Genomic DNA, 10792 nt, shown 5'->3' on the forward strand with positions numbered 1-10792 from the left:
CAACTCACACGCCTGGTTCACCCTCGACTGGAACGCCAAGCGGCTCGCCGTACTCGACCGCGATATCGACGCGATCATCCGCACGCACGTCGGCGACCGGAAGGTCGCCGCTTGGTTCACTGACACGGCAGAGGCTTTCGAGGAGATCGGCGAGTACGACCTCGCGATCGACTGGGCGAGGCAGGCCACCGAGTTCGACCTCGGCCACCAGTCGGTCACCGCTGCCCGACACTGGGCCAAGCTGATCGACACTCATCACCCAGCGGAGTCGCTCGACACCCGCGTCTTCCTCTTCCGACGCTGGCCGAACTCCTCGACTGCATCCGAGCTCCATCGAGCGGCGGGCGACACGTGGCCGACGTACCGCGACGAAGTGATGGAAAAGCTGTCCCACCAGCCGTACGACGCCGTCACCTTCACCCTCAACACGCTCAACGACCCGCAGGCCGCCTGGGACCTCGCACACGACCTCTGCCTCGACAGCGACTACGGCTGGGCCGACCTGGCCAACGCCTACGGGAAGATCGACCCACTCGCGGTCCTGCCGATCCACGAGCGACTCGTCCGCAACGAACTCACCAACGCCGGCGCCGAGCACTACCGCCGTGCCGCCAAGCGACTGGCGGGGATGCGCAAACTCGCCCCGACACCCGATTCGGCCGCGTGGGTCGACGCCCTCATCTCAGACCTCCGCGAAGAGCACAAGCGTCGGCCGCGGCTCCAGCAGGAGTTCACCCGCGCCGGCCTCCCTTGACCTGGGCCCACCAACTCCACAGGCCCCACGTCGGTCCCGCAGCTCAGGACTGCCTGACCAGTCCCTTCGCCACGTCGACCAGGAACTCCGCTCGCCTGACGAGTGGTTTCGCCTTGGCGAGGGTGATGAGCGTGGTGCCGTACTCGACATCGCCCTTCATGGAGATCAGCTCTCGAAACGCCTTCTCCGCTGACGCGGCATCGCTGTTGGTCCCGAGGGCCTGGCGCAACTCCTTCGCCTTGGCGTGATCCTTCGCCTTGCTGGTCTCGCCGGTAAGCCTGGTCACGATCGCGTCCTTCGCGCTGATTCCGGCGTGGATCGCATCCCCAGCGGCGGGAGTCGCGCGCTCCAGATCGAGATTGTCCTGAGCCGAGTCGAGATACTCCTGAGCCTTCTGGAGATAGCTCCGGGCATGGTTCCTGCTTTCCACACTCGTCATGACGCCACCCGGGTCCGACGCGGCATCTTGCCGACCAGCGCGATCCCGTCCCGGAGGACCTCGGAGACGACCGGCTCCCGGTCCTCGGGTGCAAGGTCGAAGTGTTCGCGGGTGAGGTGGAGGACGTCGCAGTCATTGCCAAGCCCCTCCTGCACCTGCTGCTGCAGGTCAGCCCTCCCGGCCCACGCGGCGGGGGCGATCACCATGAGGTCGATGTCACTGTCCGCGTGGGCCTCGCCGCGGGCGACGGATCCGAAGACGATCACGGTGTCGACCCCGCTCACCGCTTCCTGCACGACGCGAGTCAGTATGTCGATCGGGCTGGCCAATGCGCGAAGGGGAGCGATGGCCGCATGACCCTCGTTGATGCGGTGCACGCCGGCACGTCCGACGGTCTCGGTCGTAATCAGTCCGAGGCGGTCGAGCTCTCGAAGCGCCTGCTGCACTGCACCAAGGCTGTGCCGATCCGAGACCAGAGCGTGCACGCGTCGCCCGGTCAGTGGTGCACCGGTTCGAAGCAGTACGGCGAGCGCCGCGCCACGCGCGCCGGGTATCAGCCCACCGAAAGGTTCGCCGAGGTTCATATGACTAGAATACTGCTCACGTGAACTGCAATCTAGTCATAAGCCTCAAGCACAGATTCTGCAAAAGGTCGACCGGAACGTCTGCAAACGGTCGACTCCGAGCCCCCGAGTGATGCACGAAAGTGATGCACGAAGCCCCGGAATCGGTGTCCAACGGCGGTATGGGCCGTTCCGGCGCGAACCGCAACTAGGCCGCTGACCTGCAGTTTCGCAGATTTCCGTCGACGGCCACCAACCCAGGAACCTCGTGGCACCAGTGTCAGGCGGCGTATCCGACGGACAGCAGGACTGGTGCATCACGGCGCCTCGCCTCGCCTCGGCGAACGCCTCGGGTCCCCACTCCCACCAATCCACCGGATTTGAGGCGTGTTGGAGCAGGTACGGGCTTGTCGCGTTGGCGAGGCGGTTGGCCAATTCCCATGACTCCTGACGAGTGACACGTGTATCACTCCTTCACGAGTGATACACGAACGTGGTACACGAAGCAGATTCTCCGGGCCTGACGCGACTCCCAGCCGTCCAGCCTAGGAGGGACGCCAGTGGCCACTCGGAAGAGGCCAACGCTGCTCGCGCAGGGCAAGCCGTGCACTCTGGGCGGCCGGGCCGGACGAGTCGGAGCCGAACGGCCGCTGCTACCGCCAGGTCGTCGCGTTGGCGTCGAAGTCGGCCCGGCCCTGGACGGGAACGACGCAGAACACCAGGCCGCCCGGATCCTCCATGATCGCGTAGTCGTCGCGCAGGTCGGCGACGCGGCCACCGAGGGCCTCGAGCCGGTTCACCTCCGCGGTCACGTCGTCGCTCTCGATGTCGAGGTGGACTCGCGCGGGAGTCCCGCTGCCGGTGCGTTGCAGCTCCAGATGCAGCCCACCCACCGGGTCGAGCGACTCATACGGGTCGTCGGCGTCGTTCGGGTCGCCCCGGCGATCGGAGCCGCGAGCCGAGGCCCAGAAGGCCGCCGCCGCGTCGTACGACTCGACGGGGTGGTCGACCAGGACGACGCCGATCCGACTGCGGTGCACGTGCCGACGCTATCGGACCGCGCCCCCGGCACGGGCCCGGCCCAGGGCCGACACAAGGCCGCCAGAAGGGCGACACAATGGCGGCATGGACGCCGAGGAGTGGAACAGCAGGTACCGCGCCAGCGAGCTGGTCTGGTCGGCCGGGCCCAACCAGTTCGTCGAGGCGGAGCTCTCGGAGCTGACGCCCGGACGCGCCCTCGACCTCGCCGCGGGCGAGGGCCGCAACGCGATCTGGCTGGCGCAGCGGGGCTGGCAGGTCACCGCCGTCGACTTCGCCCAGGCGGGGCTGGACAAGGGCGCGGTGCTGGGCGAGGGCCTGGACATCGACTGGGTCTGTGCGGACGCGACGACCTGGCGCGGCGACCCCGCCGGCCAGGCGTACGACGCCTGCGTGGTCGCCTACCTCCAGCTCCCGGCAGCCGAACGTCGGGCCGCGGCCCGCAACGGGTTCTCCTCGCTGCGGGTCGGCGGCACGCTCGTATGGGTCGCCCACGACCTGACAAACCTCACCGAGGGGGTCGGCGGACCCCCCGACGCCTCACGGTTGATGACGGCCGAGGACGTGCTGGCCGACCTCGGCGGCGAGACGTTCGAGGTGGTGCGGGCCGGACGCGTCGCCCGTGAGGTGGGCGGAGCCGACGACGCACAGCCCGCGAGAACCGCCTGGGACTGCCTGGTCCGGGTGGTGCGCCGCGGCTGAGACCCCTCAGTGATCGTGGTCGACGGTCGACGACGTCTGGTCGTCGGCGGAGTCGCTCGGCTCGTCGTACACCCCGGCGTCGGCGGCCTGGTTGACCTTCTTCAGCTGCTTGGTGAAGCTGCGCAGGATGATCACCAGCGCGATGACGAGGGCGCCCAGGACAGCGGCACCGACCCAGCCGGCGACCACGTTGTTCTCGGCGGGCACCGGGTCGGAGGCCGTGGTGAGGGCGACGAGGTGCAGCGCGGAGCCGAGCATGCACCCATTGTCTCAGGTGTCGCCCAGGTCAGCGACCGGGGATGCCTGAGAAGAGGTCGTCCTCGGGCAGCGTGGTCTCGACGTGGCTGGTCACCAGCTCGAAGTCCTCGGTCGGCCAGGCCTTCGCCTGGAGGTCGCGAGGCACGTGGAACCACGCGCCGTCCGGGTCGATCTGCGTCGCGTGCGCCAGCAGAGCCTGGTCGCGCACGCCGAAGAACGCCGAGCACTCCACCTGCGTGGTGATCCGCCTCTCCCAGGCCTCGTCGCGATCCCACTTCTCCAGGCGCTCGTCGTAGGGGGACTCCAGGCCGTGCTCCATCATCACGTCGTGGATCGCCTTCAGCCGGCCGTAGCTCCAGCCGTGGTGGTAGTAGAGCTTCAGCGGTCGCCAGGGCTCGCCGGCCTCCGGGAACCGCTCGGGGTCACCGGCGGCATCGAACGCCGCGACGCTCACCTCGTGGCAGCGGATGTGGTCGGGGTGGGGGTAGCCGCCCTTCTCGTCGTACGTCGTGACGACGTGCGGCTTGAACCCCCGCAGCAGTCGCACCAGCCGCTCGGTCGACTCCTCGAGCGGCACCAGGGCGAAGCACCCCTCGGGCAGCGGCGGTGGCGGGTCACCCTCGGGCCAGCCGGAGTCGACGAAGCCCAGCCAGTCCTGGCGGACGCCGAGGATGTCGCGGGCGCGCTCCATCTCCTGGCGGCGCACCTCGGTGATGTTCTCCGCGATCTCGGGGCGGTCCATCCTCGGGTTGAGGATGGACCCGCGCTCGCCGCCGGTGCAGGTGACGACGTGGACGTCGACGCCCTCCGACACGTATCTCGCGGTCGACGCCGCTCCCTTGCTCGACTCGTCGTCCGGATGGGCGTGCACGTGCATCAGTCGGAGGCCGGCACCCGGACGCGGGTCTGAGGACATGGGCCGGAGTCTAGGTGGTGGCGGCATGACAGCATCGACCCCGTGGAGCAGACCGTCGCCGAGCGATACGCCGGCCCGCCGGCGTGGCGTCGTCCGGTCACGATCGTGGCGGTCGTGGCCCTCGCGCTGGTGGGCCTGACCTGGCTGGGCTGGGCGGCGTACAAGGAGTCGACACCGAAGGTGGAGTCGCAGCTGGTCACCTTCACCGTCGACGGCGAGCACGTGGTGCGCGCCGATGTGGCCGTCCGCCTGTCCTCCGGCGCGACCGGGGCGTCGTGCACGGTCGAGGCCGTGGCCGAGGACCACTCCGTCGTCGGCGAGCTCCATTTCCGGCCTGTCAACGGCACCAACCGCGTGACCGTTCGCACCGAGCGGCAGGCCACGTCGGTCGACGTTCCAGGCTGTATCGCCGATGGTCAGAACCGCCCTCGCTGACCTGCGCATTTGTGGGTTTGAGGGCCGTCTGTTGGTAGAATCGTCGCTTCTGGCCGCGCCACCACGACGCACCAGGGACCGAGTACGTCCCTACCGGTGGTGCACCCACACCGACACACATGACGCCCCGCACAGGCACGCGTCCATCGAGGAGTTACCCATGATCTGGCTTACCACAGCGACCTTCGACCGGCTCACCGCCGAGCTCGAGGAGCGGCGCGGGCCGATCCGGGCCGAGATCGTCGAGCGGATCAGCGCCGCCCGTGACGAGGGCGACCTCAAGGAGAACGGCGGGTACCACGCCGCCAAGGACGAGCAGGGCACCAACGAGGCCCGGATCCGTCAGCTGGAGGAGCTGCTCAAGGAGGCGACCACCGAGCCGTCTCCGGACGACCAGACCGCGTCGGCGGGCAAGCTGGTCACCTACAAGTTCGCCGGCGACGACGAGGAGTCGTTCCTGCTCGGCGCCCGTGAGATCGCCGAGGACCACACCGACGTCGAGGTCTACTCCCCGCAGTCGCCTCTCGGCGCCGCGCTGGAGGGGCACAAGGCCGGCGACACCGTCGACTTCGAGCAGCCCAACGGCCGGGTCGCGAAGATCGAGATCGTGAGCGCCGTTCCCTTCAGCGCCTGACCTCACCGCCCGGGTCCTCGGGCGACTCGTCGGACTGGTCGGCGACCCCGGCTTGGTCGGTGTCTCCGACGTGCCCGTCGTCGGTGCCCGGCGGAGGGTCGCTCGGGGCTTCGGGGTCGGCGGCCTCTCCCGCTTCCTCCAGGTCGCTCTCGAGAGCATCCTCCGGGTCCTCGCCCACCCGGGTCTGGCTGGCGAGGTGCTGGACGACGGCGTTCGCCGCGGCCGCGAAGGGCACGGCCACGAGCGCGCCGGCCACGCCCGCGACCAGGATGCCGGCGGCGATCGAGATGATGATGCCGAGCGGGTGGATCGCCACGAAGCGTCCCATCAGGAACGGCTGGAGCACGTGGCTCTCGATCTGCTGCACCACGACGACGGCGCCGAGCATGATCAGCGCCACGACGAAGCCGTGGTCGACCAGCGCGACGAGGACCGCGACGGTGCCAGCGAGGAACGCCCCCACGATCGGCACGAACGCCCCGAGGAAGACCAGCACCCCGATCGCCAGGACGAACTGCACGTCCAGGATCTTGGCCGCGATCATCACGCCGACGGCGTCGGTGATCGCCACGATCACCGTCGCCCGGACGAACTGGGTCAGGGAGATCCACGCGACGCGCCCGGAGCTGTCGACCCGCGCGCGGGCGACCCGGGGCGCGAGCCGGACGAACCACGTCCAGATCCGCGCCCCGTCGGCCAGGAAGAAGTACGTGGAGAACAACACCAGGAACAGCCCGGCCAGCATGTGGGTCAGGACGCTGCCGATGTCGGTGACCGAGCTGAGGAACGCGCCCTGCTGTGCCTTGGTCTTGAGCGAGCTCTGGGCCTTCTGGATGTAGTCGTTGATCTGCTTGTCGCTGAGGTGGAACGGACCGGTGTTGAGCCAGTTGCGGATCTCGCCCAGGCCGTCCGAGACCTGCGTCGCCAGGTCGTTGGCTCCGCTGACCACCTGCTGGCCGGCGAAGGCCAGCATCGTCGCGACCACGGCCAGGCCGCCCAGCACGACGATGGCGGCCCCGAGGCCGCGGCGGATGCCGACGCGCTCCATGGCCGCGACCGCCGGCGCTCCCAGCGCGGAGATCAGCAGCGCGATGATCACCGGGATCGTGAGCTCGGCGAAGTACTCGACACCGCGGAGGAAGGCGTACGTCGCGATCCCGATGACGATGAGCCGCCAGGCCCAGGCGGCCGCCAGGTCGAGCCCCCAGGGCACCTCGGCCCGCGAGAAGTTCGACGTCCCGCTGAGCACCGGCGCGGCCTCGCTGGGCCGTGGGTCACGCCGCTGCGCCCACTGGTGTGCGAGCCGGCCGGCCAGCCGTTCCCCGGACCGGCGGGAGGGGTCCTGGGTGCTCACGCGATCACCCTAGTGGCGTGGGTGCGAATTGCTTGGCCGGTTCGCGGGCGTCAGGGTGCGGGCATCGCAAGGCGGTGTCGCGACGCGCTGCCGGGCGTATCGCAAGCGATGCCAACGCGGCGAGGTGCGCGCCATGGCGTCGCGCACCGCTCACTGACTTGGTGCGCGCGGCACTGGGCGTACCTGGGCGCTCGACCCGCTCTTGCCGCCCACCGGCCCGTCGGCCAGTCCCGCGACCAGCCGACGTGCGGCGTCTCGATGGTCGACCGAGAGCAGGCCGACGGCCGCGAGGACGTAGTGCTCGTCGACGGTGACAGCGGGTCGCAGCGGGAGCTGCCAGCCTCCGGCGACGTCACCGACGCTGCCGGCGAAGACGCGCTCGGCCACCCCGGGTCGGCCGTGCCGCAGCACACCACCCGACCCGACCAGCCGGTCGACCTGGCGCAGGTCCTTGCCGCTCCGCTCCACGACCCGCCCCTCGGGGCTGACCACGACCTTGCTCCGGCCGGCGTGCCGGCGCAGCGCCAGCGACACCGCGCAGCGGGCGATCGCCTCGTCGACGTCGCACTCGTCGTCCCCGACAGGCACGAAGCCGACGTCTGCGCGCCGCCGCTCGGCGGCCTCGACGAGGTCGTCACGGGCGGCCGCCTCCGCGGTCGTGACCGCCGACCATCGCATGCCGAGGTCACCCTCGACGGTGCGGGTGACTCGCGTCGTGGCCACGACGTCCCGGTCGAGGATCACCCCGGTCGCCCCGGAGACGGACGAGCCGCCCCGCAGATCGGGGTCGAGCTCGACGACGCTGTGGACGTCGGTGGTCGCGCCGCCGACGTCGACCACCACGGTGTCACCACCGACCTCGGCCAGCAGCTCGACACCGGTGAGCACGACGTCGGGGGTCGCGCCCCGCACCATGGCCAGGAAGTCGGCGCGCGAGCTCAGGTGCTTGCCCCCGATGACGTGCGACAAGAAGAGCTCGCGGATCGCGACGCGCGCACCCTCGGGCGCCAGCACGCCGATCTGCGGCACGATGTTGGGCGCGAGGATGACGGGACGCCCGGCCAGGATCTCGGCGACGTCGGCCTGGGCGTCGGCGTTGCCCGCGACCACCACCGGCCCGGGCCAGACCTCGGCGAGCTCGCGGGCGCACGCGGCGATGGGCTCGGGGTTGCCGCCGTCGGTGCCGCCGGTGAGCAGGACGACGTCGGGCTCGCTGGCGGTCACGGCCGACAGGTCGTCACCCCGGCCGGCCGAGAGCACGCTCACCACCTTGCCGCCGCTGGACAGCGCGACGCGGCGGCCGGCCTCGGCGGTGACCAGCTCCTCGTTGCCCACGACCGCGATCCGCAGCCCGCCGCCGGCACTGGAGCAGGCCAGGGTCTGTGCGCCCGACGCCCGGGGATCCTGCTCCACCAGCCCGGCCAGGCACGCGTCGTACCCGTCGAGCACGTCGGTGTCGATCGTCGTGCGGTGCTCGGCGGCAGCGGTGATCTGGCCCAGCTCGAGGTCGACCAGCGAGGCCTTGGTGAACGTCGAGCCGAAGTCGACGCAGACGACGACCGGAGCGTCGCGGTCAGCCGAGGGCACGGTCGAGGTCCGCGACCAGGTCGTCGGCCGTCTCGATGCCGACGCTGAGACGGATCAGGTCGGCGGGGACCTCGAGCTCCGTGCCGGCCACGCTCATGTGGGTCATCCGCCCCGGGTGCTCGATCAGGCTCTCCACCCCGCCCAACGACTCGCCGAGGGTGAAGACCTCCGCGCGGGCACACGACTCGACCGCGGCCTGCTCGCCGTCGGCGTGCCGGAAGCTGACCATGCCGCCGAACCTCTTCATCTGCCGGGCGGCGACGTCGTGGCCGGGGTGCTCGGGCAAGCCGGGGTAGATGACCTGCGACACCTTCGGGTGTCCGGTCAGGAACTCCACGACTCGCTCGGCGTTGTCGCAGTGGCGGTCCATCCGGACGCCCAGCGTCTTGAGGCCACGATGGGTGAGGAAGCAGTCGAACGGCCCGGCCACGGCGCCCATGGCGTTCTGGTGGAAGGTGATCGCCTCGGCCAGGTCGAGGTCTCGGACCACGACGGCGCCACCCACGACGTCGCTGTGTCCCCCGACGTACTTCGTGGTCGAGTGGACGACGACGTCCGCGCCGAGCGACAGCGGCTGCTGGAGGTACGGCGACGCGAAGGTGTTGTCCACGACCAGCAGCGCGCCCGCGTCGTGGGCGACGGCTGCGAGCGCCTCGATGTCGCCGACGTTCAGCAGCGGGTTGGTGGGCGTCTCGGCCCAGACGATCCGAGTCGTGCCTCGGCGGATCGCGGCGCCCACGGCGTCCACGTCCGAGACGGGCGCCGGAGTGTGCTCGAGACCCCACGGCCGGGTGACCCTGTCGAAGAGCCGGAAGGTCCCGCCGTAGGCGTCGTCGGGGATCACGCAGTGCTCGCCGGGCTTGGTGAGCGCGCGCAGGATCGTGTCCTCCGCGGCCAGTCCGCTGGCGAACGCGAACCCCCTCTCGCCCTCCTCCAGGGCCGCGATCGCGCCCTCGAGGGCGGTGCGGGTCGGGTTGGCGCTGCGGCTGTACTCATACCCCCCGCGCAGCCCGCCCACGCCGTCCTGCTTGTAGGTGCTGGTGGCATAGATCGGGGGGATCACCGCTCCGGTCGTCGGATCGGGCTCGTAGCCGGCGTGGATGGCGCGGGTGTCGAAACCGGCCTTGTGGCGATGCTCCTGGGTCACGACAGCGAGCGTAAGGGTTTCGTCACCCGGGCAGGGAACGCGGTGCCCTCCTTCGGTGTTGGACACTGTGGAGGCACCATGAAGGTGCCCCAGAAGGAGTGACCGTGTCGATCTTCTCCCGTCACAAGTCCACGCTCCCCAGCGCCGAGGAGGCGATATCGGGTCGCGAGAGCCGTTCGTTCGCCGTCTCGGACCGGCACGTCGTCCTGGACGCACCGGTCATCACCGACGAGGTCCCCGAGGGGTACGAGGTCGCGATCTTCGGACTCGGCTGCTTCTGGGGAGCCGAGGAGATCTACTGGCAGGTGCCCGGCGTGTGGTCGACCTCGGTCGGCTACGCCGGCGGCATGACCCCCAACCCGACCTACGACGAGGTGTGCAGCGGCCGCACCGGTCACACCGAGGCCGTGCGGATCGTCTTCGACCCGCAGCGGGTCGCGTACGCCGACCTGGTCAAGACGTTCTTCGAGGTCCACGACCCCACCCAGGGCATGCGCCAGGGCAACGACGTCGGCACGCAATATCGCTCCGGCATCTACACCTTCAGCTCGGAGCAAAAGAAGGCCGCGGAGGAGTCCAAGGCGATGTTCGGCGGCGCGCTGGCAGCAAAACGCTTCGGCGCAGTGACCACGGAAGTCATCGACGCGCCGCCGTTCTATTTCGCCGAGGACTATCACCAGCAATATCTGGCGAAGAATCCAATGGGCTACTGCGGGCTTGGCGGCACCGGCGTGTCGTGCCCGATCGGCACGGGCGTTGCGGCGCATTGAACGCCTCTCGAATTTGGATACTGGAGGGCCGCGCAAGTGGCCCTCTGTTGTTTTGCGCGCCATTTGCTGGCAGCTATAAGCCGTGTCGCACGCGCCGAACCATTCAACCGCGTCTGCGCTTCGCCGCCTTCTCACCCATGAAGCGACGGGCGGCCTGATTCTGATCGCCAGCGCCGCGGCTGCGCTCGTGGTGGC

12 protein-coding genes and 2 pseudogenes are annotated in these 10792 nt (G+C 69.9%); 5 read left to right on the plus strand and 9 right to left on the minus strand.

From position 1 onward, the window contains the following. Positions 1–754, plus strand: a pseudogene (locus VHW64_RS16310) (hypothetical protein); the annotation flags it as partial. Between the two features lie 43 nt (positions 755–797). Here the strand turns inward: VHW64_RS16310 and VHW64_RS16315 are convergent. From VHW64_RS16315 to VHW64_RS16330, 4 genes and pseudogenes are all read right to left on the minus strand, one after another. Continuing rightward, positions 798–1193, minus strand: coding sequence for a hypothetical protein (locus VHW64_RS16315; RefSeq protein ID WP_329651634.1), 396 nt, complete (start codon positions 1191–1193; stop codon positions 798–800). Then, positions 1190–1777, minus strand: coding sequence for a nucleotidyltransferase domain-containing protein (locus tag VHW64_RS16320; protein ID WP_329651635.1), 588 nt, complete (start codon positions 1775–1777; stop codon positions 1190–1192). The genes VHW64_RS16315 and VHW64_RS16320 overlap by 4 nt, the downstream gene beginning before the upstream one ends. Positions 1778–2039: 262 nt before the next feature. Then, positions 2040–2191 (minus strand): annotated as a pseudogene (locus VHW64_RS16325) (DUF255 domain-containing protein); the annotation flags it as partial. Positions 2192–2409: 218 nt separating this feature from the next. Next, the gene (locus tag VHW64_RS16330; protein ID WP_329651636.1) at positions 2410–2796 is read right to left on the minus strand and encodes a VOC family protein; all 387 of its coding nucleotides are present in this window, start codon (positions 2794–2796) and stop codon (positions 2410–2412) included. Positions 2797–2881: 85 nt separating this feature from the next. Between VHW64_RS16330 and VHW64_RS16335 the strand changes: the two genes are divergently transcribed. Continuing rightward, positions 2882–3496: a class I SAM-dependent methyltransferase gene (locus VHW64_RS16335; protein WP_329651637.1), complete on the plus strand. Its 615-nt coding sequence runs from the start codon at positions 2882–2884 to the stop codon at positions 3494–3496. A 6-nt stretch (positions 3497–3502) separates the two neighbouring features. Here VHW64_RS16335 and VHW64_RS16340 read toward each other — a convergent pair whose 3' ends face one another. Both VHW64_RS16340 and mca read right to left on the minus strand, forming a co-directional pair. After that, positions 3503–3754: a hypothetical protein gene (locus VHW64_RS16340; RefSeq protein WP_329651638.1), complete on the minus strand. Its 252-nt coding sequence runs from the start codon at positions 3752–3754 to the stop codon at positions 3503–3505. A 28-nt stretch (positions 3755–3782) separates the two neighbouring features. Further along, positions 3783–4670, minus strand: a complete 888-nt coding sequence (mca, locus tag VHW64_RS16345; protein ID WP_329651639.1) for a mycothiol conjugate amidase Mca — start codon at positions 4668–4670, stop codon at positions 3783–3785. Between the two features lie 42 nt (positions 4671–4712). On the opposite strand from mca, the gene VHW64_RS16350 reads away from it, so the two are divergent. Together VHW64_RS16350 and greA are read left to right on the plus strand one after the other, a co-directional pair. Then, positions 4713–5105, plus strand: a complete 393-nt coding sequence (locus tag VHW64_RS16350; RefSeq protein ID WP_329651640.1) for a DUF4307 domain-containing protein — start codon at positions 4713–4715, stop codon at positions 5103–5105. A gap of 160 nt (positions 5106–5265) precedes the next feature. Further along, positions 5266–5739: a transcription elongation factor GreA gene (greA, locus tag VHW64_RS16355; protein WP_329651641.1), complete on the plus strand. Its 474-nt coding sequence runs from the start codon at positions 5266–5268 to the stop codon at positions 5737–5739. Here greA and VHW64_RS16360 read toward each other — a convergent pair. The 3 genes from VHW64_RS16360 to VHW64_RS16370 form a co-directional block, all read right to left on the minus strand. Beyond that, entirely contained in the window at positions 5729–7093 is a 1365-nt protein-coding gene (locus VHW64_RS16360) for an AI-2E family transporter (RefSeq protein WP_329651642.1), read from the minus strand. The two genes, greA and VHW64_RS16360, sit on opposite strands and share 11 nt — an antisense overlap. A gap of 150 nt (positions 7094–7243) precedes the next feature. Continuing rightward, positions 7244–8680 carry a glutamate mutase L gene (locus VHW64_RS16365; RefSeq protein WP_329651643.1) on the minus strand — a complete coding sequence of 479 codons (1437 nt, stop codon included), beginning with the start codon at positions 8678–8680 and terminating at the stop codon, positions 7244–7246. Beyond that, positions 8667–9827, minus strand: coding sequence for a cystathionine gamma-synthase (locus VHW64_RS16370; protein WP_329651644.1), 1161 nt, complete (start codon positions 9825–9827; stop codon positions 8667–8669). Before VHW64_RS16370 ends, VHW64_RS16365 begins: the two co-directional genes overlap by 14 nt. Before the next feature lie 104 nt (positions 9828–9931). Between VHW64_RS16370 and msrA the strand changes: the two genes are divergently transcribed. After that, positions 9932–10597, plus strand: coding sequence for a peptide-methionine (S)-S-oxide reductase MsrA (gene msrA / locus VHW64_RS16375; RefSeq protein WP_329651645.1), 666 nt, complete (start codon positions 9932–9934; stop codon positions 10595–10597). The last annotated feature ends 195 nt before the right edge of the window (positions 10598–10792 follow it).

Origin of the sequence: Nocardioides sp., from assembly GCF_036267815.1 — a bacterium.
Lineage (GTDB): Bacteria > Actinomycetota > Actinomycetes > Propionibacteriales > Nocardioidaceae > Nocardioides.

Excerpts from the sequence above, each read along its gene's own strand:
- VHW64_RS16315 (WP_329651634.1), bottom strand. The coding sequence starts at position 1,193 with ATGACGAGTGTGGAAAGCAGGAACCATGCCCGGAGCTATCTCCAGAAG.
- VHW64_RS16320 (WP_329651635.1), bottom strand. The coding sequence starts at position 1,777 with ATGAACCTCGGCGAACCTTTCGGTGGGCTGATACCCGGCGCGCGTGGC.
- VHW64_RS16335 (WP_329651637.1), top strand. The coding sequence starts at position 2,882 with ATGGACGCCGAGGAGTGGAACAGCAGGTACCGCGCCAGCGAGCTGGTC.
- VHW64_RS16340 (WP_329651638.1), bottom strand. The coding sequence starts at position 3,754 with ATGCTCGGCTCCGCGCTGCACCTCGTCGCCCTCACCACGGCCTCCGAC.
- mca (WP_329651639.1), bottom strand. The coding sequence starts at position 4,670 with ATGTCCTCAGACCCGCGTCCGGGTGCCGGCCTCCGACTGATGCACGTG.
- greA (WP_329651641.1), top strand. The coding sequence starts at position 5,266 with ATGATCTGGCTTACCACAGCGACCTTCGACCGGCTCACCGCCGAGCTC.